The sequence below is a fragment of the Aciduricibacillus chroicocephali genome (assembly GCF_030762805.1).
GTDB lineage: Bacteria > Bacillota > Bacilli > Bacillales > Amphibacillaceae > Aciduricibacillus > Aciduricibacillus chroicocephali.
On sequence record NZ_CP129113.1, the window covers coordinates 712,142 to 737,724 of the forward strand.

Here is a 25,583-nt window from a genome sequence, read left to right on the forward strand (position 1 = left end):
ACTAATATCAGGACGATCGATCAGGCAGTTGAAAGGGACTTCATCATGTACTGCATAATTTGAAATGATATTTCCATCCTTAACCGCAGTGTACGTAATGATCTTTCTTAATAAACCGCAAATGACTACGACCCCATTACAGACTTTTATAATGTCAGCCGTAATCTTGTTTGAAACAGACGTACTGCCTTGGACAGCTGGGGGTACAAGCTGAGTCGAATGTTCAATTAGATGGAAGCAGCATAATTCTTTTTGATATCCCGGAGGGCCTGGTTCGCCCTTAGGCCCTTGAGGTCCAGGTTCACCTTTTTCACCTTTGTCGCCTTTAGGACCTTGAGGCCCAGACTTGCCGTGAGGTCCCTGGGGTCCACGATCGCCTTTGTCGCCTTTAGGACCTTGAGGCCCGATCTTGCCATGCGGTCCCTGAGGTCCAGGTTCACCTTTTTCACCTTGAGGCCCTTGAGGTCCGGTCTTGCCCCGTGGTCCCTGGGGTCCACGTTCACCTTTTTCACCTTGAGGCCCTTGAGGTCCGGTCTTGCCCCGTGGTCCCTGGGGTCCACGATCGCCTTTGTCGCCTTTAGGCCCTTTAGGCCCGGTCTTGCCGTGAGGTCCCTGGGGTCCACGATCGCCTTTATCTCCTTTAGATCCTTGTGATCCTTGTTCTCCCTTAGGTCCCCTAGGTCCAGTTTTCCCGGCAGGCCCAGAGGGTCCTTGTTTTCCTTCTGGTCCGGGAATACCTCTTTTACCCCGCTTCCCTGGTGGACCAATACAGTGGCAATGCTCATGTCCGCATTTATCACACATATTTTCACTTCCCTTTGCTGCATCTTATGTATGCTTCACAACCAATGTAAGACAATTGAACAGAAATCCGCTATTTCACCATTTAACGCCATAGTCAACTAGTGCCTAACACATCGGTACAACAGTGCCAATATGCTGGAATTAGGACACTTATGCTGGAGGGGGGAAGTAAATGGGTCAAAAACAAGAGGGGGAGCATAAGGATTGTCATGAAAATTGCATCTGCAAAGTCCTCAAAAATCTTCTTGAAACCCAAAGAAAAAGAAAGGGTGAGATGGACACTACGGAATCATGTACATGTTCCATAAATCGTGGAACGGATCAAGAAAAAGAACCGATTTCTTTTATTTTGCAGACACCATATGGTCATCCGTTTTTTACTTGGGGGAAAATTGGAAAGAAAGACTGTTTCGCTACAGTTTTTTTTACAGTAGAAAAAGTTGATTGCAAAGAAAACTGTGCGTTATTGCGATTAATGAAGCCTAACAAGACAATCATTGATCCAGACACTGAATGTATCGAATCATCAAGTATTTGTGGAGTTGATTATGTAGTACCAACAAAAGAATGTGTTTTCATCAAGTTGGACTGTTACAGTGCAGTAAAACTGACATCAGCTGATTTTATTAAAAGTAAATCATGCTAAACAGACGGGTAGGCAAGACTTTTCTGAAGTAGGAAGAGTCTCGCCTTTTTTGATTACAGCAATGGGCTGGAAATTGGTGTTCCGCTATCTTCTATTAAAATTGCTTAAAGTTACATAGTTGCTGATATATTCAGATAAATAGGATTCACTTAACGACTTCAGGTACTCAACGGAATACATGTTATAATTAATGACATAAGCTAAGAAATTTAGGGACAACCCTTTTTAATTAGGCTAGTTTTCCATATAGTTCATATTGTTATGTTCTCATAAGGGAATTGATATGAGATCATCCAGTGGGCTGTCGTTGAAAAAGGACAAATCTAATTATTAGGACAAAAACTCATTAATCATAATGAAGGTGAAACAAGTGGAGAAGAATATTTACATCATTAGACATTGCAAAGCAAAAGGGCAGTATCCGGAAGCTGAATTAACAGAAGCAGGGCAGGAACAAGCGAAGGAACTGGCTGCTTTTTTAAAGGATATAAAAATAGAACGAATTATTTCTAGTCCTTATTTGCGGGCAAAGCAGACCATCGCACCGTTTGCGGAAGCCGAGAGTATAGAAGTAGAGATTGACAGCCGCTTGGCCGAACGTACTTTGGATCCGAATGCGGTTCCAGATTGGCTGCAGTGGATGAAAGACTCATTTAAGGATTTGGAGATTAGGGATGTCGGCGGTGAATCCGGCAAAGAAGCGACGGAGCGCATTGCTGGTGTCATTCATGATATTGTAGCAGGAGATGTTGAAAACACAGCTGTTGTAACACATGGTGGGATGACCACGTTGCTATTGCGTCAGTATGATGAGGGCATTGGATTTGATCAGTGGAAAGCTTTAAGCAATCCTGATGTGTATGTATTGACAGTCTCGGATGAAGAAGTTCGGTATGAACGGCTTTGGAAATCGTAATCAGTTAATTTCATTATTATATTTATATAAGCAAGGGCTCTGCTAAAGCGGAGCCCTTGCTTTTTATCTCTTTGAGGAGAGGTGGGCGAACGCCGTGATACCGGAATGAATCTTGCATACAATGCCCATGTAAACAAAAAAACTATGAGGTGAGTTAATGTATTACAATGAGCCATCGGGTTACGGTTATCAAAATGTTAGTCACGGTCATCATGGACATCATGGATTAATGCATCGCGTACTAATGGAAACTGAGCCAGTTGTACGGCACGGTTTGATGGAGGCACAACATACATCCGTTATGCATGCTATGAGAGAGGTCGCAGCTATGTCTTACTTGATGGGAATGGGCTATTGTTACGCAGATGCTAGACGCATGGTTGAATCATGGGAATGCAACGAAACATTCCCTCAGGGACGCTAATTAGGATAAAAGCCTGCTTCAAGGTTCCTTTATTAAGGAACTTTGGGGTAGGCTTTTGTATTATTGGCTGGATATTTTTAAATCAGACTTTTTGCATACGTATAGTAATAAAATGTATCGTAAATCTATTGGAATTGGTATAATATGTCTAAAATTCTCCCCTTTTAGGATGGTTAAGCTTGGATAATAAGACAAAGTCATTAGAAGAAGTCATCGCCGATCGAGAACGATACCGGATGCTTGTGGAACATGTAAGCGACTGGATTTGGGAAGTGGATCAGAATGGGATTTACACATACGCTAGTCCACAAATTAAGGATATCCTTGGGTATGAGCCGGATGAAATTATCGGTAGAACGCCATTTGACTTGATGGTACCTGAAGAGGGAGAGCGAATTGGACCGATTTTCGTTCATCATGTTGAAAATAAATTGCCGATTAAAAGCCTTGAGAATAGAAACCTTCATAAAGATGGACAGGAAGTTATCCTCGAAACGAGCGGCTCTCCTATACTTGATGAGGAAGGGAATTGTATCGGTTATAGAGGAATAGATCGAGATATTACCCTTAGAAAGCAGGAAGAGCGCAAACAGCAGCGTCTTCTCGATATTATTGAAGCAAATCCTGAATTCATTTCTACTTTTCATATTGAGGGACAGGACTATTATTATAACCCTGCGGCCGTCAGCTTCTTGGGATAGAAGAGGGAGATAAACATAAAAACCGAGAAAATCTGTTGTGGAATGCTGAATTGGTGAAAACAGAGGGTATCCCAATAGGTGAGAAGGGATTCTGGAAAGGTGAATCTGAACTTCTTGATCAGGAAGGAAATTATATCCCTATATCTCAAATGATCGTTGCACATAAATCGCAAAATGAGAAAGTGGAATTCCTATCAACAATTGCCCACGATATTTCTGAACGAAAAGAACTGGAAAAAGTCATTCATCACCAGGCACATTATGATCACTTACGAACTTGCCAAATCGGAGAATGCTGAATCACAAATTGTCTCTGTTACAGGAACTGTCTGATGATTATCAAGTGGCTGTGCTATTTATTGATCTGAATAATTTTAAGCACATTAATGACAGTCTTGGTCATGAAGCCGGAGACCTAGTTTTACAAGAAGTGTCAGATCGATTACTTAAATGTGCTCAAGATGCGGGCTTTGTATGTCGTTATGGTGGGGATGAGTTTCTTATAATTTTGGAAAACAATCAGCTTGTTCAAGTGGAAGAGCAAGTTGAGAAAATCAGGGAAGCATTTAGCAGGCTGTTTGAAATTAGAGGAAATCTGTTGCATGTGACAGATAGTGTAGGTGTTAGTATGTATCCTGAAGATGGGGAGGATTTGGTTACGCTCATTAAGAATGCGGATCATTCGATGTATCGAGTGAAGAGGAGGGCATTGTAGCTGTTCCCACAAACAACACATCTAGACTGTATCTCACAACAGTGTTTAAGAAAAAGGCATGTAACCCCGCGGTTACTGCCTTTTTATGTTGTTTAAAAAATGTGTAGCTGTTTTTCATGTTACTGTTCTTTCTTTAAGTTGAAAAGTTCAATAGTATTTAACATCTCATCTACTTACCCGATATAAAACAAGTCAGCTGATAAAAATACTTAGCTAAAAAAAGAATTAAAAGTTTTTTACTAAATATGCTAAACATAGCAAAATGGCTGACGATAATATAAGTGTAACCGGGAAGACCGAGTTACATAAATCACGGGACACACGGATGTGACCCGAATACAAATACACGGAGGTAGATTGATCATGATTATCAATCACAATATGTCAGCACTAAACGCACATCGTCAGTTGGGCGCAAACAATGGAGCAGTTCAGAAGTCTTTGGAGAAACTTTCTTCAGGTCTTAAAATCAACCGTGCAGGAGATGATGCAGCAGGTCTTGCAATTTCCGAGAAAATGCGCGGCCAAATCAAAGGTTTGGAAATGGCGTCTAAGAACGCTCAAGACGGTAGACAATAAATGCCGCTTCAGGCAGCAATGTCTGGATGAAAACTCCGTGAATTCGGTGGAACCCCAAACCAAGCTTAGCAGTTGCGGCTGGTGGGCAATACCGAGCCAAGCCTGGTGAATTGAGAGCAAGATGTAGCCAGGAAGGTGTAACGATCAGGTAGTGAGGACTCAAAACCAATAACCTACCCACGAGCGCGGGGCATCCCAAGTGGATGAAGATATGATCTGAACTTTATGGAAACATAAAGAAGCAGTGGATTAAAAGCCATTGCGATAACAAAATTGATTTCTCTTATCCAAACTGCTGAAGGTGCATTGAACGAAACACACGCAATCCTTCAAAGAATGCGCGAACTTGCAGTTCAGTCTTCGAATGATACCAATACAGATAAAGACCGCCAAGAATTGCAAAAAGAGTTGAATCAGTTAACTGAAGAAATCACTCGTATTTCAACTGATACTGAATTCAACACTAAGAAACTTATTAATGGAGACGCTGATGGAAAAGTTGTTGGATCTGGAAGTGGAGCGGCTGCAACAGGATCTTCATTGACTTTCCATATTGGTGCTAACCAAAGTCAAACAATTTCCCTTGATATTGAAGATATGGGGGCTGTAGCTTTAAAAGTTGCTACAGAAAATACTACAGGATCTGGAAGTGGCGCAGTAACGACTACTTCAGCAATTAGTATTTCTTCTCAAACAGGTGCTGAAACAGCAATTACTACAATTCAAAGTGCCATTGACAAGGTTTCTGCTGAACGATCTAAACTTGGTGCATACCAAAACCGCCTAGAGCACACTATCAACAACTTGGGTACTTCTGCAGAGAACCTGACTGCAGCTGAATCTCGTATCCGTGACGTAGATTTTGACTTAGTTGCCGCATAAACTGGCAATGACAGTCACAGTCGTCCTGACTGGGAACGGTCAGTGATTACAACCGGGTGAATTGCTGGAAAACCCTAATAGTTTGTCTTGCCACAACGCAGCTGGAAACGGCAAACGTGAAGGCTTTGAAAAAAGACGAGATTGGGCAATCAGCAGCCAAGCACCTGTGGCGAAAGCCTGGTGAAGGTTCAACGACTAGGATATACCACCTAACCTTTCACAAGCATGGTGATGAAATCCGTAGGGAACTGGAAGAGCCGCAAAGCTTCCAGCAACCGAAGTGCCCGGCCCCGATCCGAAGCAAGTCTTCGAAGGGTGAAGATATAGTCTGGTCATTTGTGAAAACAAATGTTCGCACGATGGCGAAAGAAATGATGAACTTCACTAAGAACAACATCCTTTCTCAAGCGGCACAATCTATGATTGCTCAAGCAAACCAGCAGCCTCAAGGCGTGCTACAGTTGCTTCGTTAATTTTAAACATTTAGGAGACTCTAGCTTTGCTAGAGTCTCCTTTCTAATTAAGGTGACAGAGTTGAAAAGTATTTCTACTATAAAAGTAGTCATAAAGTTTTCGATACAAAGTATCGCATGTATGACTTTGTTGTAATCGAACACAAGATTGATTTGGATAGAATTTGGGGAAAGTGATTTAACAATCTCGCAAGTAAGTATATGGAATGGCCATGTTATCTGCTATTTTTGTATCCGCCAAGCCTGGTACCAGGTACCAATTAAAATTTCTCAATTACTAGGATATAAGCTTAGGCGGGATTCAAGTGTAAACTCAGCATGGTTCTATTAGAGGGATTCAATCTTGAATACAAATTTAATAGTTCTGTTCATGTCCAAGTTTTCCTGACCCAAGAGTATTAGTTTCTACTTGACGGTAACATTTAGTCACTGCATGTTTATTACCAAAAACAGGGAATATTTTATGTGGGATTTACTCGAAACACTCAACTAATCTACGTAGGACCCATATACCAAATATAACCTCTCCATTTTTGTGTAGGTTTAACTTTAACTGATTCCTAATGCAGCCGATGATATAAGTAGTAATTAATCGAGAGTGAGAAAGCTGGTGTGTAGTAAATGTTATTAGTCTATAAAAACACCAAGAGGGAATTATCAAGAGATGATACTGTATTTCTTAAAGTTTTTCAGCAAGTGAATGAGTTGATTGCTGAAAGAGATGTAGTACTCAGTCATCTAATAGTAGATGGTGTAGACGTATATGAGAATCATGAAGCTTTTATTAATGAGAGATTATCAGAGATAATGCGTATTGAGATTGTTACGAAATCAGCAGCATCAATGATTTATGAGACAATGGATTCCATTCATGAGTATCTGGATAGGGCAATTCCAGCTCTAAATGAACTCGTTGATAATAGTTTTGAATCCTTTGATAGCGAAACTTGGGATGGAATCAATCTATTGGCGGAGGGAATGCAGTGGGTTTTACAGTTTGCTTCATTTGTGAATGAGCAGAAGCGAAAGCCGGATAATTGGAATGCAGTGGAGAAGGCAATTTTTCAGTGTGAATTAAGTTTTAAACAGCTGATGGAAGGCGTGGTATCAGAAGATACTGTTTTAATTTCTGACATTCTTTTATATGAAATTGCTCCAGCTTATGAAGAGCTGAAGAATTCCCTAAAGAAATCTTTGCAGGATAAGGAGTTTTTCAAAGATGCTCATTGAGAACATTACATTGTTAAGAGAAAAGTTTCCGGAAGTCCGTAAATATTTCCTGAATAATGAGAATGAGTTGTACACAGAGCATATAGAAATTAAGCAAGCAAAATCAGGGTTACCAACGGCAGTATATCAAGTCGATGGCAAAGCAATGATGGTTCATAGTATATATGATCCTGTAAGAGAAGCTGATCGTATTATTAAGAGTCATGCTGAGCATTTACAGAAAGACACGCATGTTATGTTTTTCGGTATGGGGATGGGCTATCATATCGAAGCATTTAACAGACAGTATCCTGATTTGACTTACTCCATCTATGAGCCTTTTCCAGAAGTTTTTCTTACCATTTCCAAGGTGAGGAAATTAGGAGAAGTGTTTAGTAAGAAGCTTAATGGTTTATATGTTGATCAGGTAGATGTGCCTAATTTGAATTATTTGCAGGAATTTCATACTGAGAATCGCAGTATTCATATTATTATTCTCCCAAGCTATGAAAATATAGCAGGTGTAAAGAAAATTAAATTTTTTAAACAAATAAAGGATTCTGTACAAAATAGGAGATCTGAACTTCATACAAATGCAGCATTTCAAAAGCGCTGGATTGTAAATAGCATCCGAAACTTTAACGAAGTACTATCCACACCCAATATCATGCATGGTATTAATAATAGCCAACTTAAAGATAAGCCAGCTATTATTGTATCAGCAGGTCCTTCGTTGGCTGAGGATATCGAGCATATTCGTTATATTAAGGATAATAGTCTTGCTTATATATTTTCAGCAGGTTCAGCAATCAATAGTTTGCTGTCTTATGATATATTGCCAGATGCTGTGTTTACATATGATCCTAGTGTTAAGAACCAGCTTGTATTTACAAAGATGAACGAAATGGGTATTAACTCTATACCTATGATTTTCGGTTCTAGTGTTGGTTATGAAACATTAGAAAATTATCATGGTCCTAAGTCTCACTTCTTAACGACACAAGACCGAACATCCATATACTTCCTAAGGGACCAATTAAATATTGAGTGCGATATTATAATGGATTCGCCATCTATCGCAGTAATGACATTTGATATTTTAAACAAACTTGGATCAAACCCCATTATCTTTGCAGGTCAGAATCTTGGATATTTGTATGGAAGGCGCTATTCGAAAGGGATTGAATATGCACACGTTGACGTCAAAGTAGACCAAGCTGAATTAGAAAAAGCTATTACTGTACAGGATGTCTATGGAAACGAAATTAAGACCACGAAATTGTTTAATGTGATGAAGAGTAGTATTGAAAACATCGTGGATAATTACAAAGAAAAGATATTTATCAATACTACAAAGGGTGGAGCGGCCATAAAAGGGATTGCTTTTAGTCCGATTGAAGAAGTGATTAATGAAGTGCTTGTAAAAAAGGTGAAAAAAGAAACTTGGTGGACTGAAAGTCTTAAGTATGAGTTAACCCATGTGAATCTTAAGTTTAAAAAATTATATAATAGTAGAAATTCCCTTGATAGTATTATAGATAGTTTTCGAGCAGTTCAGAAGATGCTAGCTCTGGCAAAAAAGATAAATAGTAAGCAGGAAGCAGTAAAGGCGTTAGAACAGTTTGACACATTATATAATTCAATGATCGATAATCTCTTCTATAAAGAATTTTTGTCTTATTATCTAAGGATTTTCATCGATTATTTTAGTAATGAAATATTGTTGTTAAATCGAGAGAGAGATGTACTTATTAAAGCAAACAGGCTCCATCTTTTACTTGTTAATTTTCATGAACAGTTACAGCAAGGAATAAATGAGCTTACTATTCTTTTTAAGGACATAAAATTCGTATAAATATCCATAAAAGTATTAATCATATTTCAATAAATCTTAAAACAAGGTGGCATTAATTGTAATAGTGGAAAACATAGCAATTATAGGTGCTGGACAACTGGGGAGTAGACATTTACAGGCTATATCTTTATTGTGTAAAAGTCTAAATATCTTCGTTGTTGACCCCTGTGAAAAATCATTGGAAATCGCTAATAAAAGATTTCTAGATACAGATTTCAGGCATAATAAGAACGTTTTTTACTTTCAAGAAATTTCTCGACTTCCTAATGAGTTAGATTTTGTAATCATAGCAACCTCTTCAATCCCGCGGTTGGGAGTTTTAAAGCAACTGTTAGGTCATGCGCAGGTTAAATATCTTTTGCTAGAAAAATTTTTGTTCCCACATGTATGGGAATATAAAGAAGCTGAAATTCTTCTGGAAAAACTTAATACTAAAACTTATGTTAATTGTACGAGAAGAGCTTGGCCTTTTTATCATGAGGTACGTAAACTGTTTTTAAATGAAAAAAACATAGTTTTGACTGTTGAGGGAGCAAATTGGAATCTAGCCAGCAATGCGATTCATTTTATAGATATTTATTTATTTTTAACAAATGAGAGTGATATAGAATTAAACACTGAGCTTTTGGATAATGAACTCCAGTTTAATAAAAGGCCTGGCTATATAGAATTGACTGGCACTTTACAAGGGAGAACACCAAAAGGGAAGATAACTCTCAGCTCTATTAATGATCAAAACCAAGGGGAATTTAAAATAAAGATAGAGTCTATTAATAAAAGAGTAGAAATAGATGAATTTAATGAGAAAATTAATATTTACAATAAGAAATCAGGCGAAAATAAAATCCAAGAAATTAATATTTTTATGCAAAGCCACTTAACGAATACAATTTACGAACAGTTAAAAAATGAAGATGACTGTAAATTGGTCACTTTTAAGGAATCAATGAGACATCATTTGACTTTACTTAAAGCAATTAACGATTTTTTAGGAGAACGTGAGGGAGTGATAACCTAATGCATGTTCTACTTCTAGGTGCAGGAGAAATGGCCAAGCAATATATAAAGGTACTAAAGACGTTAGGTGTCTGTTTTACAGTGGTTGGTAGGAGTGAAGAAAGAGCAAAATATTTAAGCAAAGAAATGGGAGTGCCAGTATTAACTGGTGGTATAGCAGAAGCCTACACTTCAATCCCTTCGGTACCTACGCATGCAATTATAGCTACTAATATAGAGAATCTTAGTGAAAGCGCGCTTTTTCTATTGGATAAAAACATCAAAAACATCCTTGTTGAAAAGCCCGGTTCTATGGATTTGGATGGTTTGACTAGGGTCTGTTGGAAGGCTGAAAGGTTAAAAAGTAGTGTGTTTATCGCTTATAATCGAAGGTTCTATTCCTCTGTTTTGCAAGCTGAGAAACGAATTAAATCAGATGGGGGCCTGTTATCTTTTACTTTTGACTTCACTGAGTGGAGTCACATTATAACAGGTCTTAATAAACCAACTTTCGAATTGGAGAATTGGTTTATAGCAAATTCAACTCATGTTTTAGATTTGGCGTTTTTCTTTGGAGGGAAGCCTAATCGCGTTAGCAGCTTTGCTAAAGGTGAACTGGACTGGCATAAACAAGGATCTATTTTTACAGGGTGTGGCGTAACAGAAGGAGATATACCTTTTTCATACCATGCTAATTGGGAAGCGCCGGGAAGTTGGAAATTAGAACTGTTGACCAAAGATAATAAGTATATTTTTAGACCCTTAGAGAAATTACAAGTTCAGAAGAAAGGGTCCCTAGACATTGATTACGTTGACTTGGATGATGCCATAGATCATGATTTTAAGCCCGGTCTTTATCGTCAAGTGCAAGCGTTTCTATATAAGTCAGAAATGGATAAAAGATTATTGCAAATAAATGAGGCTGTTAAAATGATGAAAATATATTATAAGATGATGCGCAATTAAATCGCGCCACCAGAATTGTAATAACAGAATTTTAATTGGAGAGAAGAATATGGGTAGATACTTAATAGAGAAAAATGAGTACTATAAAAAGTTAAGTAAACGTTTGGAAAAAGCACTCAACGTAGGTGATATTGAATTATCTAAAAAGATACTTACAGAGCTAGGCGATATTGATAATGCAACCGTATGCACTCAAAAAGCGATATATGAATACCTTATTGGAAATGTTTTAGAAGCAAAAGACATACTAGAAAAAAGTTTGGTTAAACATCCATTTAATTACGAGATTCAATATAATCTATGTTTTATTTTAAATGAGTTAGAATCTTTTAAGAGTTCTATACAGCATGCGGTACTAGCTGTGAAGTATGCTGTTGACGATAAGCAAAGGAAAAATAGTATTCAATTAATTGAAGAAATATTAAAAAATGCGAAAAAAAAAGGCGAGCAAACTTTTAAGTCGGTACTAGGGGAGTATGAAAATAAAAAACGTCTTTTGGAAGAAACGGATTATCGTGTGTATCCCCTAAATGCTGATAGAGAAGACTGTATGAGAACAGTCTATAAAGAAGATGGAGAAAACCAATATTTAATAAATATGTACAAATCAATGAATATATCTAGTGTAGATTCGAATAGTAGGTTCTTTTTTAAAAGTGAATTAATAAAAGGAAAAGAAAATAGATGTGAAATTAATCTCCAATTAAGGTATCCAGCAGTAATACCTTTTTCTTTGATGGAGCCACAAACAAATGTTACGTTTTTTATAAACGATAAAGAATATAAATTTAAGGAAACATTCTTATCTTATAATAAAATTCATTATATAAAAATAAATGAACCGGGAAATCTAGTTATCAAATCTAATAAAAATGTATTTGTTGGGACACCTATTCAGAACGTTTCAGAAAAAGTTGCAAAAAAACTAGTTTTACAAATTTTTATTGATGGCATTTCAATGAAATATTTAGAGGAAAAGGGATTAGCAGAATTAATGCCTAACACCTCTAGTTTCTTTAAAGAAGGATTTATTTCTACTAATTGTTTTGGGACTAGTGAATGGACTATGCCATGTAAGGCTAGTGTTAACACAGGAAAGTATCCAACTAATCATAAATTACTACACCCTGCACTGAATTTCCAAAACTTTGAAAAAAACCATAAATTGATGTCAGAATACTTTAGTGAAGCCGGCTATTTAACTACCAAGATTTCATCTAATTGGCGGACTAACCCAGCATTTGGTTATTACAAAGGGTTTGATCGAATCTTATATCAGAATTTTATGGGGGGAATGGATGTAAGAGATACCATAATGGAAGTAATAGAACACTTGGAAAGTTTTAAGGATAAGAACAATTTCCTTTCAATGTCAATAATGGACGTTCATAATGTTCCAGATGAAATTGAAAACCATATATTAACCGAAACACAAACAGATTTGGCTTATCGAGTACGGACTAAAACAAAAGGTATAACATCAGTTCAGACAAGATATGACGAATCAAAAGTTTATAAATATGGTTTAGAAATAAAAAGGGTTGATTTTTTCCTAGGTATCTTGTTTGATTACATTAATAAAAATTATGATATGAAAGATATAGTTGTCCTCTTGCACTCAGATCATGGTCAGACATTTTTAGAAAACACTGATGAAATTCTGCACGGAAGCAGAACAAAAATTCCTTTGATGTTAAAGGGGGAAGGTATTCCACATGGGAAATCAAATGAAATCATTGAGTTAGTGGATCTTTTGCCAATAATATTAAAAGCTACTGGGCTACAGGTAAGTGAAGAGATAGATGGTATTTTACCAAAGACTTTAGGTGGAACTAAGGAAAGAAGGTATGCTATAACTCAATTAATACACCCAAATCAAACTTATCAAGCGCGAATAGAAGATGAAAAGTATATATTTCGTTTTACCTCCAAAGAAAATGTACAATTTGATTTAACGTTTAATATAGATAATTATAAATCCAGTCTATTAGATAAGGAGACAGGAGAGGAAGTTTCAGCTATTCATAGTGAGATTATAGATTTTTATGAAAGAGTTGTGTATCAACATATTAAGAATTTTATTACGTGGTAAAAAGTTATGAATATATCTTTTATTTTGAAAGTATTAAGCCAAGATACATTATTTTTGTGTTTATAAAGGTGAAAAATTTATTGGGTTGAGGAGATTTATTGATGGAAAAGTTGTTATTTAACAATTTTGAGATAGAGAACGATAATGTTACTTATTGGGATTCATATTATGCGGGAACAGAAATTTCATTAGAGGAATCTAGCTTTTGTAAATTCACTAAAAGATTTGTTAGTAAAAATTCCTTGATTATCGATATAGGATGTGGTTCTGGAAGGGACTCCCAATCGTTTGCTAAGAGTGGTTTTAAGGTAATCGGGTTAGATCGTTCGAAAGAGGCTATCAAGAAAAACTTACTTAGTATAAAGGCGATAAAAGAAAAGTTTTGCTTGGATATTGAATTTATACAGTTAGATCTAAAGGAAAGTGTAGTTATAGAAGAACTTTTGAAAGAGTTATTTGTAGATAATAACAAAAAAAACATTGTTATCTATTTAAGATTTTTGCTACATTCAATCGATAAAAATACTGAGGAGGAACTTTTTTCTATATTAAGTACCCACTTACCTTCTGGAAGCCTTATAGCAGCAGAGTTTCGAACTATTGAAGATAAGGGGAAATCAAAAATTTACGACAATCATTATAGAAGGTTTATTAAAGCAGAGGACTTAATGAATGATTTGAAAAGTCAGTATGGTTTTGAAGAACTCTATTTTACTAAGGGTACTGGGCTTTCTGTTTACAAAGATGAAGATCCATTCTTAGCAAGGATTATTGCTAGAAAGTTATAAAATACTTATAGAGTAATCTAAATTGGATTGTACTATTATGTGCGGACGAAAATCTACAATGCAGTGATAAAATTTTTAGTAGTGAAAATTGTTTAATCTTCATGTTTTTTATGAATGATTTAATAGAATCTTGGAGAAGACTTGAGTCGATAAAAAATTAGAAGGTTATTCCGAATTTAATAAAGTCTTCGTACTCCCTTTTGTTTATTACTAAAATTACTGTGCTTAATTATGTGATTTGCCAAGGGGAAATCCAAAAAGTAAGTTTTATAATTGTTTTCCATAAAAATTTATTGAGGGTGGGTTAAATGAGGAATAATCAAATCGTTATTGGAGATAGGAAAACAGGTATTAATTTTCCTCCATTAATTGTTGCTGAAATAGGTATTAATCACGAAGGCAGCGTCACTGTAGCCAAAGAAATGGTAGACGCAGCTTATGAAGCTGGTGCTGAGGTTATAAAACATCAAACTCATATCATTAAAGATGAGATGAGCAAAGCTGCTAAGAGAGTTATCCCTGGAAATACAGATGTATCAATATATGAAGTAATGGAACGATGTGCTTTAAACGAACAAGATGAAATTACTCTTAAGAATTATGTCGAAAGCAAGGGCATGATCTTTTTAAGCACCCCTTTTTCTAGGGAAGCGGCTGATCGACTTGAAAAAATGAATGTAGTAGCTTATAAGATAGGTTCTGGAGAGTGCAATAATTATCCATTAATTGAACATATAGCTTCGTTTGGAAAACCTATGATTGTGTCTACAGGCATGAATGATATTAATAGCGTACGTAAAACTGTAGAAATTCTTGAAAAGCATCAAGTACAGTATGCGTTGCTTCATTGCACAAATATTTATCCAACACCACCTCATTTGGTAAGACTAGGCGGTATGCAAGAGTTACAAAATGCTTTTCCTAATGCTGTAATTGGGCTCTCTGATCATACGCTTAATAATAATGCCGCACTTGCAGCCACTGCTCTCGGCGCCTCTATTCTTGAGCGACATTTTACTGATTCTTTTGATCGACAAGGGCCAGATATTGAGGTGTCCATGGGGCCTGAAGAATTAAAAGGACTAATTAAGGGAAGTGCAGAGATTGCTCAAATGAGAGGCGGTAAGAAAGAGGCTGCGAAGGAAGAACAGGTTACAATTGACTTTGCATTTGCTACAGTAGTTACAACTGTAGCTTTATCAAAAGGAGATATCCTGACAGAAGAAAATATTTGGGTGAAGCGACCGGGTACTGGAGAAATTAAGGCAGAATCGTATAAGGGGCTGCTGGGAAGAAAAGTTATTAAAGATATACTGCAGGATGAGCATTTAAAGTGGAGCGATCTTGCTGACTAATAGTTGGTGGTTAATATGAAAAAAATAGTATTCTTGAGTGGAACCAGAGCTGATTATGGGAAAATCAAATCTTTAATGAAAAAAGTAGACTCAAGCCCTCGATTTGAATTGCATATTTTTGTAACTGGTATGCACATGCTTTCGAGATACGGATCCACATGGAGTGAAATTGAAAAAGATGGGTTTCAGAATCTTTATAAGTTCATTAACCAATATCAAGGTTCGGATATGGATACCACTTTAAGTAACACAATTATGGGGTTCGGTAACTACGTAAAAGAATTGAATCCAGATCTGATTGTTGTGCATGGTGATCGTCTTGAAGCGCTAGCTGGTGCAATAGTCGGTGCATTTAACAATATTAAAGTTGCTCATATTGAAGGAGGAGAGATTTCGGGAACAATTGATGAGTCAATTAGACACGCAATTACTAAATTCTCTCACCTCCATTTTGTGAGCAATGAAGCAGCCAAAACACGTGTAATTCAGATGGGAGAACGGACCAATGACATATTTGTCATTGGTTCACCCGATATTGACATTATGTTATCTGATGAACTTCCAGACTTGGAGATAGTTAAAAAGAGGTATGAAATTGCATTTGATAACTATGCACTCTTAATGTATCATCCGGTGACTACACAGAACGAAAAAATGAAACGACATGTTGAAACTTTAATTAATTCTGTGAAAAAGTCGAATTATAACTATGTAGTTGTCTATCCTAATAATGATCCAGGAAGCGAATTTATATTGGAAGAGTATAAACGCTTGGAGAAAGATAAGCATTTTAAAGTATTTCCCTCAATTCGATTTGAATATTTTTTAACTTTGTTAAAAAATAGTGACTTTATAATTGGGAATTCAAGTGCAGGTATAAGAGAGACAGGTGTGTACGGAATCCCAGCTATTGATGTCGGCAATAGACAAAAGAACCGTTATAACAATAATACCTCCTCTAACATCTTCCATGCGGTTGAAGAAGAGGAAGATATTTTAGATAAAATAAAGCAAGCTATGCTATACAATGGGGTTCCTACAAAAGGTTACGGAGAAGGTAACAGTGATAAGCGATTTATGAATGTTCTTGAGGAAAAAGCAATATGGAATCTTGAAATTCAGAAAAACTTCATAGATGTTATAAATTAGGGTGACATGAAATGTACAAAAAAAATACATTTTTAGCAGTAATTCCTGCCAGAGGTGGTAGCAAAGGAATACCGGGTAAAAATATTGTTAATGTACAGGGGAAGCCGTTAATTGAGTATACGATAGATGCGGCTAAAGAATCTAAATACCTTGATCAGGTAATCGTTTCGACAGATGATGACAATATAAAAGCATGCGCCATTAACGCGGGGGCGGAAGTGCCATTTATCAGACCTGCTTATTTAGCAACAGATACTGCAAAGACAATAGATGTTCTGATCCATGCAGTTAATGAATTAAAAAAATGTGGAGAGAGCTATGATTTTCTAGTTCTTTTACAGCCAACCCAGCCTTTGAGAAAAAGCTTTCATATCGATGAGGCGATAGTAAAAATGTGTGATGGTGGTTACGATAATATTGTTAGTGTTTCTCCAGTAAGTGAGCATCCTATCTTAATGAGAAAAGTTAATGGGAACGATAAACTATCAAACTTATTAGGTGTAAACAGTACCGTTAGACGACAAGATTTCTTAAAGGTATATAAAGTAAATGGTGCTATTTATATAAATAAAATTGACAATTCGTTTAATCAGGATTTGAGTTTAAATGACAATAAAGTGCCTTATTTTATGAATTCTAAATATGATTTGGATATCGATTCGTATAGAGATTTAAAGTTGCTAGATTTAATCCTAGCCGAAAAACTTTAAATTTATTATTTTATAAGAACATATATTCCTGTTTGTGTTATAATTAAATTAGGTGATTTTAATGCAAAATAAATATCAAAGCTAAAGCTATCTGCGGGCGAGATACCGAAAATCACTAGGAAAACAATAAGAGACCAAAAATTGTGGGGAGCTTTGAATCGATTCAAATCGATCAAGAAGCTTCTCCATTTTGTATATCCGGATACTTATGAGGAATTTGATTTCCAACGTGTAAGAAATGAGTACTGGGCAGATGTTCATAATATTAAGGCTGATTTTGAACAGAAGCTTATAGAAAATGGTATCGATTTTGCAGAAATACCGAAGCATATTACTTGTGAACGGTTGATTAAGTGGCGGCTATCGAATGCTTTCAAACGGCATGGCGATTCTCCTTTCCAGTTAATGGAGGCGCTTTATCCTGGCAGATTTAAAGCTGAGCAATTTAGGAAAGTACTTCAGCGCTATTGGAATGATAAATAGATGTTACGGGAGCAGTTTAATGTGGTGCTTCAAGTAGAGGGATTAGACTTTGAAGAAGTTCCTTTGAAGGTAACCCAACGGCTTTTACAGGATTATGGATTTGCCCAGGTACTCAGTAATTATGGACAGTCTCCGGCCCAGTTTATAATGGATCTGCATCCAGAACATTTCAATTCCGCGCAGTCTACAAGGATGCAAGGGTACTGGAGTGAAGTAAAGCATGTCCAGACAGATATACGCTTTTGGACTTTAATCGGGTGCCAGATGGTTATTGGGACAATCAAGAGAATCGGGTTGCTGCTTTGCGGGCTTTCTGCGGTCTGCATGGGATTAATAGAGAGAATTTATATGAGGTTACAAGAAGTTGTTTTCGCAAATATTATCCGCGTTTCGTCAGTGTGCTAGATAGGTATTATGAAGGCAAATGTTATCTATGGGTTATTGAATCCTTTACTGATGATAATTTGAAGCCTCAAGAACTTGGCTTGCCCGTTTGGCGTGCTGGGTAGATTTGTGATTTAAAGGAAGAAATGCTCGTGCATAATATGCTGCTTGAGTATTTTTCTGAAGGGACTGTAAGGAGAGACAAGGAACTCTTCGTAAATGAGGCATCCGGAGAGACTTATATTCCCGATTGGATTCACACAATCCTCGGTGAAATTCCTTCTTTTGGTCAGCCTGCTCTGTATACCCTGAAAAACGTTCACTTCCATACAATCCGAAATACTCAACAATGAACTTCCTATCACCCTTTGAAAAATTAATAATAATACTAGATAGCAGGAAGATTAAATGAGGATTAGAACAAAAATATTTCAGACGTATATAAGTATTCATTCTTTTATTGGGAGAATTATAAATGATAAGTTTATTCTCTACTAGAGAAATAGCTTTAGGCATATGGATGGCTATCACTCTAATTATTATACTAATTATGGCAATGAAGTATAAAGATATCAGAAAGTCTATGCATGATGTAATAAAGGCTTTAATGAATAAGTATATTATTTTATTTTTTACCATTACATTAATTTATGCTATTTCTTGTGTGAAAATGCTGTCTATGTTACCTATATGGGAATGGCAGTTTTTGAAGGATATTATCATATGGGTGTTGCTAATTGGATTTCCTATTTGTATGAATGCAATTCAGAAAAGAGACCAGTTTTTTTTCCGAAATGTTGTTATAGACAATATAAAAGTGTTTGTACTAATAGAATTTTTTGTTAATACTTTTACGTTTAACATTACTGCCGAATTGATTTTAATTGCTTTTGCAACCGTATTGCTGTTACTTATACATGTTGCTTCAAGCAATCAATCTTATAAACATGCAGAAAAACTTCTCTCGTATGTCCAGATTTTTTTAGGATTTTCAATTATTTGTTTTGCACTAAAAAATGCGTATCAACATTATCATGGATTTAATCAAATAGATTTGATGATTACATTCAGCCTTCCATTGGTTTTATCAATATTATTTTTGCCACTGGCCTATTTATTTGCAATCTATGCAGAGTATGAATTAGTATTTGTTATGTTAAACTTCCGAGTCTGCAGTGAAAAAAGAAAAAAAGTGAAATGGAGAATATTTACTACTTGCAAGCTTTCTTTAAAGAAAATCTATACAATTAAATTAAAATACTTAAAAGAATTTTATAAAACAATGGATTATAAAGACATAGATGATGTATTTCAAAAATTTAATATAAATGAATGACTAAGTAAATAGATATTCTTGCAAGTAGTATTAAGTTAATGAAGGTACTATAACAATTTTGAAATGTCATTGTCATTGTACTGAATTCTATTAAAACGATTCGAGAAGGACTTGTACATATTTATTATTAATAAAATAAGGGAGTCATAGTTCGATGACATCGTATAAATTCAGAATCTTCACCATAAAGAGGAGCAAGGAACACGAGAATTGCACATAACCTGAAGGTCATAATGTGGCGATGGAACTCGATCAGGCGGACTTGGACCGATTTGCCGATCCGCACGGAAATGATGATCCGTACAATTACTTTGATGCTACAGTCACGCATGAGATGGTACATGCTGTCTTTACCCAGACATTGAATATGGGGTCGGACGAAAGTGGCGACCGAGCGATCCCAAAATGGTTTAATGAGGGATCAGCAAAATATTTAAGTGGTGGCGCAGACCGGTTGTATGGAGAAGTTCAGAACAGAATCATTGCCGGTCGGTCAAAATCTGAAGCGATTGGAGATGTACTCAATGCGATCGGCAACAGCCAGACATGAGGAGGTGCGAGTGTAAACTATGCGGCAGACTATACGGCTGTACGCTTCCTTGATGAAACGGTAGCTGCAATAGCAATAATACGTATAAAGATATTAAAGCTGTATTTGCCGAGCTTTCAAAAGGTGGAGCGCTAGATGACACATTGAAGAAAGCAGGATGGGCCAATGGATTAACAAATTTTATTGTTGATTTCAAAACGAACGGTGCGGCAACTGCTGAGCAGCGCTTCGACAATTTTGCATTAAATCAAGATGTAGGTTCAGTCATCCAAGGCAAGACGCCAGAAACTGTGATCAGCCAGGATTCGCGCCCCCTGCAGATGGCTCGGCGCTCGTTTATTGGAGGGCGACATTTGCGACAGTTGATACATCGATTGCAGAGCCGCTCCATTTCCAAATCGGTGCCAATGCAGGTCAGCAGCTTACCGTGAACTTGGAGAGTGTTGGCAGGGCTTCTCTCGGTGTGAATGGAGTCGACCTCACTGCGGATGCAAACGGTGTTATCTTCAAGTTCGATCAGGCGATAGGCAAGGTGTCTGCCTACCGTTAGCCTCGGAGCGATATAGAATTGCCTGGATCACGCACTTACGGCTGGGGAGTTAACAGTGTAGAGAATCTCACCGTAGCTGAATCACGTGAAAGAGACGCAGATATCGCTAAGGAAATGATGACTTTTACAGGCAGCCCAAGCGATGATTGCGCAATCGAATCAGTTGCGGCAAGGTGTGTTACAGTTGTTAAAGGTAGGTTTGTAATGGCTCGTTGCAAGGGAGGCATGCGTTCCATTTGAATGATATGAGCGAATAACTTTTAAGAATATAAATTCTTCAATAAGATAGAATGTCGGATGTAAGATGGTACTCTATTCATACGGCTTTTTTAAATCAAAAACACCGGTTTCTGATAAGAAACCGGTGTTTTTGATTTAAACTTTATTCTATAGCTTGTTTTTTAACGTCTCGCTCTTCAAGAGCCACTTTTGATTCTTTAGGTTTTCTTAAAGTATCAAAATTAAAGGCAACGTTTAGAAGCACTGCTACTACAGCGGCTGAGAACAGTCCATTACCAAACAGCATTTCTGCCATACGAGGTAACTTAGTAAACGCTTCCGTTACAAAGTTTGAACCGATACCGATAGCCATACTCGTACCAACAATCAAATTATTATGATTCTCAGACATATTGACTTGAGAGAGGATAGAAATCCCTGCTGCAATAATGATCCCGAAAATCGCTAGCATCGCACCGCCACGTACACTGGCAGGTATGATTGTGATGATTGCTGCAAACTTTGGCAAGAAGCTGAGAACGACAAGGATACAAGCAGTTGTAATTTGTACATATCGGCTTTTCACACCACTAAGTGCTGCTACACCGATGTTCTCATTCAAGAAAGCATGTGGAACGGAGTTGAACGTACCTGATACGACTTGAGCGACTGCTTGTCCTCTTAGTCCTCGAACAATTACCTTGTTCGATGTTTTCGTACCAAATGCTTCGTCGATGACTGAATATGCACCTAAACATTGAATTAGGTTAATCAAAGAGAAAACAGTCATTGTAATAATTGCGCTTACATTAAACACAGGCATTCCGAAATGGAACGGAGTTACAACTTGTCCCCAATTTGCGTCTGCTACAGGGCTGAAATCAATCATTCCCATTACACCGGCAATAATAGTACCTACTATTACACCGATTAGCAATGACATCGTTTTCACAAAACCTTTACCAAACTTGTGAAGCAATAGAACGATCGCTAATACGATTAAACCGATAACCATATTCTTTGGTGAACCAAATTCAGGTGTACCTTCTCCACCTGCAAAGTCTCTAAATGCTACTGGAGCAAGTGTAATACCCATAATTGTAATGAATGTTCCTGTTACAACTTTTGGGAACAAAATTAGTAATTTATCAAGGAAAAATGATAAAAGGATAATGATTATTCCTGATCCGATAATAGAACCGAAAAGAACAGGTAGTCCGTATTGTTTTCCGATTATAATCATCGGTCCAAGAGTAATGAAAGAAGATCCCAATACGATCGGTAATCTTGATCCAATTCCTTTACCAATCCCAATAACCTGAATCAATATAGCCAATCCGCTCGTAAGCATGATGGCAGAAACCAAATAGGCAAGACTCTTAGCATCAAGACCAATTGCAGTTCCGACTATAACAGGAACCATAAATGAACCAACCATTGTCATCAGATGCTGGAACCCTAGTGGTAATAATGTCGAAAACGGTACTTTTTCACTGAAGAAACCGTTTTCAGATGTTGGTTCTGTTGTTCTAATTTCGTTTTCCCCCTATGATTAACCTAAATGTCGTTGAAATTCGACATTAATAGATTTTTAACCACAAAATTCTTACTCCACGAAAATAAATTATTCTACTATCACGTAAAAATGTCAAGCTAATTGAGTTTAAAATTTAGTGACTTTTAAAAATATTCCTCCTAAGAAAGCAGGACTAAAATCGTCAAAATCACTGTCGTTATTGGTATTAAGAACTATTTAGAAGGTGTGGAGCAGAGTGAAATTTTTTTAAGTTTAAACCCGATTTGCCAACTGGAAATAATGCAGTAAAATTTATCATCATTTATAATTTTCCCCAGTATTCATAAAAATATCCTTATATTTCCAAGAAGAAATATAATGAACTATGCTTGTTTATAAAAAACCATCATCTCAACCCTGGATTACAGACAGAGGGTGGGGATGATGGTTTTAAAATACTAAATTTATTGTGCTGTATATCCTCCATCAATCACAACAGCCTGTCCAGTAACACCTTTTGCTTTGTCACTTGCAAGGAATATGGCATAGTTAGCAATTTCCTGTACTGTGAGCAAACGCTTCTGCGGAACAAGTGGATAAATTACTTCCTCAAATACTTTATCAACTGAGACACCACGAGTTTCTGCAATGTCTTTCAGCTGATTTTGTACGAGTGGAGTATCGATATAGCCAGGGCATAGAGCGTTGACTGTAATTCCATGTTCGGCTCCTTCTAGTGCGGATACTTTTGACAAACCGATGAGCCCATGCTTGGCGCTGCAGTATGCTGCTTTTCCAGCGAAGCCGACAAGTCCGTTGATCGATGCCATGTTGATGATTCGTCCGAACTTCTGTTTTTTCATAATGGGGAATGCCAATTTTGTAGCCTGGAATGGGGCTGTCAGCATGATTTTAATCATTTGTTCGAATTTATCTGTCGGGAAGTTCTCTATGTCAGATACATGCTGGATTCCAGCGTTGTTAATTAAAATATCCATACGGCCGAATGTATCGATTGCTTCTTTAAAGCTTGCTTCAATTTGATTTTCGTTCGTAACATCACATACAACAGGGATGACTTCGGCTCCTTTTGAACGCAAGTCTTCTGCAGCTGCTTTCACGGCTTTTTCGTTCAAGTCTGCGAGCACAACTTTGGCGCCTTCTTTGACGAATTCATGTGAAATCTCCAATCCGATTCCACTGCCAGCTCCTGTAATCAATGCAACTTTATTTTCCAATAATTTACTCATGTTGTTAGCCTCCGATGATATTATTGTCTTCATCAATGTATACCCTGATTCTCATATTAGTAAAATGAATTAAAAGCATATAAACTATTCCTAAAAGTAATAGGAGAGGGAGCAGATGGACTTTCGCCAATTGACGTATTTCATTGAAGTCGCACGTTGTCAGAGTTTCACGAAAGCCTCAGAAAAACTGCATGTGTCGCAGCCGACTTTAAGCAAGATGGTTAAGAATCTGGAAGATGATTTGGCTGTAGAGCTGATTGACCGCTCCGCCCGCCAAATTACCTTGACAGATGCCGGGGAGATTGTACTGCAAGAGGGTCAGAAAATTATTGAGTCGATGGGGGATTTGTCAAATCATCTATATGACTTAATGCATTTGAAGCGCGGCAAAATCAAAATCGGCATTCCGCCTCTCATCGATGTATTATTCTTCCCAAGAATTATAAAAGGTTTCAAGAAGCTCTATCCGGATATTGAAATCGATCTTCTGGAAAGAGGCGGAAACAAGGTAATGGAGGAAGTGAGGGAAGGGCTGCTTGATCTTGGTGTTGTTATCATGCCTGATGATGAGACTGTTTATAATTGTGTGCCGTTCCATCATGATGAGTTGAATCTTTTCGTTCATTCAGGGCATAGGCTTGCTGAGCGAGAGAAAGTGGACATGAGTGAGCTGCGAGAAGAGGCGTTCATTTTGTTTAGTGAGGACTTTACCTTACATGACAAGGTGATAGAAGAATGCAACAAGGCGGGCTATGATCCTCATATTGCCTATGTAAGCTCCCAGTGGGATTTCATTAGTGAAATGATTGGTGAGGAGCTTGGCATTTCTATTTTTCCCCAAGCAATTGCAAGCAAAGTGAATGAGCGGTTGGTGAAGTCAGTACCGATTCGGCCCTCGATTCCGTGGAAACTCGTCACCATTACGAAAAAGGGTAAGTATATATCAAAGGCGGCTCAAGTGTTTATAGATTTTATAACAGATGAGCAGAAGAATCATGTATAGACTAAGGGCATAGCAGGGATAGCTTATATGTATTTTTAGAATGGTTCAGCTGAGGGTATAGTTGATAATGTAAATCATACAGCTTGGAGGATATCAACATGACAGAGAATCGTTATCAAAAAGGTTTGGACAAATTGATGGAATACACTATGACAAGCAATAATAATATCTCCACTCATCTTAAGATTGAGGAGAATTTGAAAGATATTGCGCCTGATGTCAGCAAGTTTATCATTGAATTCGCTTACGGAGATATATACACAAGAGCAGGACTGGATAATCAGCAGCGTGCCCTTGTCGTCATTTCCTCTCTCGTTACCCAAGGAACAGAGCCACAGTTGGAGCTGCATATTAATACTGGACTCACTTCAGGGCTAACACCACGACAGATTGTCGAGACAATCATCCAATTGGTTCCATATACTGGATTCCCACGCGTGCTAAATGCATTGGAAGTGGCGAAGAAAGTGTTTGCTGATCGTGATTTGAAACTGGAAGAGGAATAGCAAAAATAAAGAGCGTCTCTTATACAGAAGAGACGCTCTTATTATTGTGATAGTGAGTGAACGTGGAAATGACGAAACAGATAATCCCACTTGCCAGTGACAAATAGAAGAATAGCTTTCCGCCGCTTGTATAAGCATTGAACATTACGAGACTCAATAGAAGCAGAAGAGCACCAAGCACAGCTACATAAACAAAAAATCCTCTGTCACCTTTTCTAAAATAGATCCGGCCAACTAGAACTAAGAGATAAACTCCACTTAAAAGCATCAAAGCCGGATACAAAGGATGAAATTTTGCTGCGTAGACAAAGTGATCCAGTAGTGAAATATCACTTACCTTGTTAACTTCTCCATGAAGCAAATGGGAGAAAGGAGTTGAATAATTCCATTCCCACGGATTTTCAAGGACGGCGCTTCCTTCGTACCAGGAAAATAAAAAGGATGCTAGGAAAATAAAGATTGTCACACCCAATTGTATGAAGAGAAACATTGTAAACGCTCCCTTAAACCTTCTTGTTATGGAAAT

Annotated in this window: 28 protein-coding genes and 3 pseudogenes; 27 read left to right on the forward strand and 4 right to left on the reverse strand. The window is 37.2% G+C overall.

Features of this window, described 5'->3' with window-relative positions; genetic code table 11:
- Positions 1-227: 227 nt before the first annotated feature.
- On the reverse strand, positions 228-827 hold the full coding sequence (locus QR721_RS03670) for a hypothetical protein (protein WP_348029125.1): 600 nt from the start codon (positions 825-827) through the stop codon (positions 228-230).
- Between the two features lie 149 nt (positions 828-976).
- Between QR721_RS03670 and QR721_RS03675 the strand changes: the two genes are divergently transcribed.
- The 25 genes and pseudogenes from QR721_RS03675 (at position 977) to QR721_RS03795 (ending at position 20,803) form a co-directional block, all read left to right on the forward strand.
- Positions 977-1,450, forward strand: coding sequence for a CotY/CotZ family spore coat protein (locus tag QR721_RS03675; protein WP_348029126.1), 474 nt, complete (start codon positions 977-979; stop codon positions 1,448-1,450).
- A gap of 370 nt (positions 1,451-1,820) precedes the next feature.
- Positions 1,821-2,366 carry a histidine phosphatase family protein gene (locus tag QR721_RS03680; RefSeq protein WP_348029127.1) on the forward strand — a complete coding sequence of 182 codons (546 nt, stop codon included), beginning with the start codon at positions 1,821-1,823 and terminating at the stop codon, positions 2,364-2,366.
- A gap of 157 nt (positions 2,367-2,523) precedes the next feature.
- Positions 2,524-2,790, forward strand: a complete 267-nt coding sequence (locus QR721_RS03685) for a hypothetical protein (protein WP_348029128.1) — start codon at positions 2,524-2,526, stop codon at positions 2,788-2,790.
- Positions 2,791-2,969: 179 nt separating this feature from the next.
- Positions 2,970-3,491 carry a PAS domain-containing protein gene (locus tag QR721_RS03690; RefSeq protein WP_348029129.1) on the forward strand — a complete coding sequence of 174 codons (522 nt, stop codon included), beginning with the start codon at positions 2,970-2,972 and terminating at the stop codon, positions 3,489-3,491.
- Positions 3,492-3,541: 50 nt separating this feature from the next.
- The gene (locus QR721_RS03695; RefSeq protein WP_348029130.1) at positions 3,542-3,790 is read left to right on the forward strand and encodes a hypothetical protein; all 249 of its coding nucleotides are present in this window, start codon (positions 3,542-3,544) and stop codon (positions 3,788-3,790) included.
- Positions 3,784-4,206 (forward strand): GGDEF domain-containing protein, encoded by a 423-nt coding sequence (locus tag QR721_RS03700; protein WP_348029131.1) that lies wholly within the window; start codon positions 3,784-3,786, stop codon positions 4,204-4,206. The genes QR721_RS03695 and QR721_RS03700 overlap by 7 nt, the downstream gene beginning before the upstream one ends.
- Positions 4,207-4,569: 363 nt before the next feature.
- Positions 4,570-4,776: pseudogene (locus QR721_RS03705) on the forward strand (flagellin N-terminal helical domain-containing protein); the annotation flags it as partial.
- 285 nt (positions 4,777-5,061) lie between these two features.
- Positions 5,062-5,646 (forward strand): annotated as a pseudogene (locus QR721_RS03710) (flagellin N-terminal helical domain-containing protein); the annotation flags it as partial.
- Positions 5,647-6,023: 377 nt separating this feature from the next.
- Positions 6,024-6,140: pseudogene (locus QR721_RS03715) on the forward strand (flagellin); the annotation flags it as partial.
- Positions 6,141-6,761: 621 nt separating this feature from the next.
- Positions 6,762-7,370, forward strand: coding sequence for a DUF8042 domain-containing protein (locus QR721_RS03720; protein WP_348029132.1), 609 nt, complete (start codon positions 6,762-6,764; stop codon positions 7,368-7,370).
- Positions 7,360-9,204, forward strand: a complete 1,845-nt coding sequence (locus QR721_RS03725) for a motility associated factor glycosyltransferase family protein (RefSeq protein WP_348029133.1) — start codon at positions 7,360-7,362, stop codon at positions 9,202-9,204. Before QR721_RS03720 ends, QR721_RS03725 begins: the two co-directional genes overlap by 11 nt.
- Positions 9,205-9,268: 64 nt before the next feature.
- Positions 9,269-10,222 (forward strand): Gfo/Idh/MocA family oxidoreductase, encoded by a 954-nt coding sequence (locus tag QR721_RS03730; RefSeq protein ID WP_348029134.1) that lies wholly within the window; start codon positions 9,269-9,271, stop codon positions 10,220-10,222.
- Positions 10,222-11,166 carry a Gfo/Idh/MocA family oxidoreductase gene (locus QR721_RS03735; protein ID WP_348029135.1) on the forward strand — a complete coding sequence of 315 codons (945 nt, stop codon included), beginning with the start codon at positions 10,222-10,224 and terminating at the stop codon, positions 11,164-11,166. The genes QR721_RS03730 and QR721_RS03735 overlap by 1 nt, the downstream gene beginning before the upstream one ends.
- Before the next feature lie 49 nt (positions 11,167-11,215).
- Complete coding sequence (locus tag QR721_RS03740; protein ID WP_348029136.1) at positions 11,216-13,258, forward strand: sulfatase-like hydrolase/transferase; 2,043 nt, start codon at positions 11,216-11,218, stop codon at positions 13,256-13,258.
- Between the two features lie 101 nt (positions 13,259-13,359).
- Positions 13,360-14,046 carry a class I SAM-dependent methyltransferase gene (locus QR721_RS03745; RefSeq protein ID WP_348029137.1) on the forward strand — a complete coding sequence of 229 codons (687 nt, stop codon included), beginning with the start codon at positions 13,360-13,362 and terminating at the stop codon, positions 14,044-14,046.
- A gap of 308 nt (positions 14,047-14,354) precedes the next feature.
- Positions 14,355-15,401 (forward strand): N-acetylneuraminate synthase family protein, encoded by a 1,047-nt coding sequence (locus tag QR721_RS03750; protein ID WP_348029138.1) that lies wholly within the window; start codon positions 14,355-14,357, stop codon positions 15,399-15,401.
- A gap of 15 nt (positions 15,402-15,416) precedes the next feature.
- Positions 15,417-16,550 (forward strand): UDP-N-acetylglucosamine 2-epimerase, encoded by a 1,134-nt coding sequence (neuC, locus tag QR721_RS03755; protein WP_348029139.1) that lies wholly within the window; start codon positions 15,417-15,419, stop codon positions 16,548-16,550.
- 11 nt (positions 16,551-16,561) lie between these two features.
- Positions 16,562-17,260 (forward strand): acylneuraminate cytidylyltransferase family protein, encoded by a 699-nt coding sequence (locus QR721_RS03760; RefSeq protein WP_348029140.1) that lies wholly within the window; start codon positions 16,562-16,564, stop codon positions 17,258-17,260.
- A 153-nt stretch (positions 17,261-17,413) separates the two neighbouring features.
- The gene (locus QR721_RS03765; protein WP_348029141.1) at positions 17,414-17,743 is read left to right on the forward strand and encodes a hypothetical protein; all 330 of its coding nucleotides are present in this window, start codon (positions 17,414-17,416) and stop codon (positions 17,741-17,743) included.
- A gap of 536 nt (positions 17,744-18,279) precedes the next feature.
- Complete coding sequence (locus tag QR721_RS03770) at positions 18,280-18,480, forward strand: hypothetical protein (RefSeq protein ID WP_348029142.1); 201 nt, start codon at positions 18,280-18,282, stop codon at positions 18,478-18,480.
- A 122-nt stretch (positions 18,481-18,602) separates the two neighbouring features.
- Positions 18,603-19,463: a hypothetical protein gene (locus tag QR721_RS03775; RefSeq protein WP_348029143.1), complete on the forward strand. Its 861-nt coding sequence runs from the start codon at positions 18,603-18,605 to the stop codon at positions 19,461-19,463.
- 235 nt (positions 19,464-19,698) lie between these two features.
- Positions 19,699-20,013, forward strand: a complete 315-nt coding sequence (locus tag QR721_RS03780; RefSeq protein ID WP_348029144.1) for a hypothetical protein — start codon at positions 19,699-19,701, stop codon at positions 20,011-20,013.
- A 143-nt stretch (positions 20,014-20,156) separates the two neighbouring features.
- Positions 20,157-20,444 (forward strand): hypothetical protein, encoded by a 288-nt coding sequence (locus tag QR721_RS03785; RefSeq protein ID WP_348029145.1) that lies wholly within the window; start codon positions 20,157-20,159, stop codon positions 20,442-20,444.
- The gene (locus tag QR721_RS03790; RefSeq protein ID WP_348029146.1) at positions 20,441-20,563 is read left to right on the forward strand and encodes a hypothetical protein; all 123 of its coding nucleotides are present in this window, start codon (positions 20,441-20,443) and stop codon (positions 20,561-20,563) included. Before QR721_RS03785 ends, QR721_RS03790 begins: the two co-directional genes overlap by 4 nt.
- Positions 20,564-20,581: 18 nt before the next feature.
- Complete coding sequence (locus QR721_RS03795; RefSeq protein WP_348029147.1) at positions 20,582-20,803, forward strand: hypothetical protein; 222 nt, start codon at positions 20,582-20,584, stop codon at positions 20,801-20,803.
- Between the two features lie 142 nt (positions 20,804-20,945).
- On the opposite strand, the gene QR721_RS03800 is transcribed toward QR721_RS03795, so the two are convergent.
- A complete protein-coding gene (locus QR721_RS03800) occupies positions 20,946-22,226 on the reverse strand; it encodes a solute carrier family 23 protein (protein ID WP_348029148.1) in 1,281 nt (426 codons plus the stop codon).
- A 536-nt stretch (positions 22,227-22,762) separates the two neighbouring features.
- Entirely contained in the window at positions 22,763-23,548 is a 786-nt protein-coding gene (locus QR721_RS03805; protein ID WP_348029149.1) for a 3-hydroxybutyrate dehydrogenase, read from the reverse strand.
- Positions 23,549-23,663: 115 nt separating this feature from the next.
- On the opposite strand from QR721_RS03805, the gene QR721_RS03810 reads away from it, so the two are divergent.
- Positions 23,664-24,551, forward strand: a complete 888-nt coding sequence (locus QR721_RS03810; RefSeq protein WP_348029150.1) for a LysR family transcriptional regulator — start codon at positions 23,664-23,666, stop codon at positions 24,549-24,551.
- Between the two features lie 98 nt (positions 24,552-24,649).
- Positions 24,650-25,057: a carboxymuconolactone decarboxylase family protein gene (locus QR721_RS03815; RefSeq protein WP_348029151.1), complete on the forward strand. Its 408-nt coding sequence runs from the start codon at positions 24,650-24,652 to the stop codon at positions 25,055-25,057.
- Between the two features lie 19 nt (positions 25,058-25,076).
- Here QR721_RS03815 and QR721_RS03820 read toward each other — a convergent pair whose 3' ends face one another.
- Positions 25,077-25,547, reverse strand: a complete 471-nt coding sequence (locus tag QR721_RS03820) for a YjdJ family protein (RefSeq protein ID WP_348029152.1) — start codon at positions 25,545-25,547, stop codon at positions 25,077-25,079.
- Between the last annotated feature and the right edge of the window lie 36 nt (positions 25,548-25,583).

Bases quoted from the DNA above. Each gene is read 5' to 3' on its own strand.
- QR721_RS03670 (WP_348029125.1), bottom strand. From the start codon at position 827: ATGCAGCAAAGGGAAGTGAAAATATGTGTGATAAATGCGGACATGAGC.
- QR721_RS03675 (WP_348029126.1), top strand. From the start codon at position 977: ATGGGTCAAAAACAAGAGGGGGAGCATAAGGATTGTCATGAAAATTGC.
- QR721_RS03685 (WP_348029128.1), top strand. From the start codon at position 2,524: ATGTATTACAATGAGCCATCGGGTTACGGTTATCAAAATGTTAGTCAC.
- QR721_RS03700 (WP_348029131.1), top strand. From the start codon at position 3,784: ATGCTGAATCACAAATTGTCTCTGTTACAGGAACTGTCTGATGATTAT.
- QR721_RS03720 (WP_348029132.1), top strand. From the start codon at position 6,762: ATGTTATTAGTCTATAAAAACACCAAGAGGGAATTATCAAGAGATGAT.
- QR721_RS03725 (WP_348029133.1), top strand. From the start codon at position 7,360: ATGCTCATTGAGAACATTACATTGTTAAGAGAAAAGTTTCCGGAAGTC.
- QR721_RS03735 (WP_348029135.1), top strand. From the start codon at position 10,222: ATGCATGTTCTACTTCTAGGTGCAGGAGAAATGGCCAAGCAATATATA.
- QR721_RS03740 (WP_348029136.1), top strand. From the start codon at position 11,216: ATGGGTAGATACTTAATAGAGAAAAATGAGTACTATAAAAAGTTAAGT.
- QR721_RS03745 (WP_348029137.1), top strand. From the start codon at position 13,360: ATGGAAAAGTTGTTATTTAACAATTTTGAGATAGAGAACGATAATGTT.
- QR721_RS03750 (WP_348029138.1), top strand. From the start codon at position 14,355: ATGAGGAATAATCAAATCGTTATTGGAGATAGGAAAACAGGTATTAAT.
- neuC (WP_348029139.1), top strand. From the start codon at position 15,417: ATGAAAAAAATAGTATTCTTGAGTGGAACCAGAGCTGATTATGGGAAA.
- QR721_RS03760 (WP_348029140.1), top strand. From the start codon at position 16,562: ATGTACAAAAAAAATACATTTTTAGCAGTAATTCCTGCCAGAGGTGGT.
- QR721_RS03775 (WP_348029143.1), top strand. From the start codon at position 18,603: ATGATAAGTTTATTCTCTACTAGAGAAATAGCTTTAGGCATATGGATG.
- QR721_RS03800 (WP_348029148.1), bottom strand. From the start codon at position 22,226: ATGACAATGGTTGGTTCATTTATGGTTCCTGTTATAGTCGGAACTGCA.
- QR721_RS03805 (WP_348029149.1), bottom strand. From the start codon at position 23,548: ATGAGTAAATTATTGGAAAATAAAGTTGCATTGATTACAGGAGCTGGC.
- QR721_RS03810 (WP_348029150.1), top strand. From the start codon at position 23,664: ATGGACTTTCGCCAATTGACGTATTTCATTGAAGTCGCACGTTGTCAG.
- QR721_RS03815 (WP_348029151.1), top strand. From the start codon at position 24,650: ATGACAGAGAATCGTTATCAAAAAGGTTTGGACAAATTGATGGAATAC.
- QR721_RS03820 (WP_348029152.1), bottom strand. From the start codon at position 25,547: ATGTTTCTCTTCATACAATTGGGTGTGACAATCTTTATTTTCCTAGCA.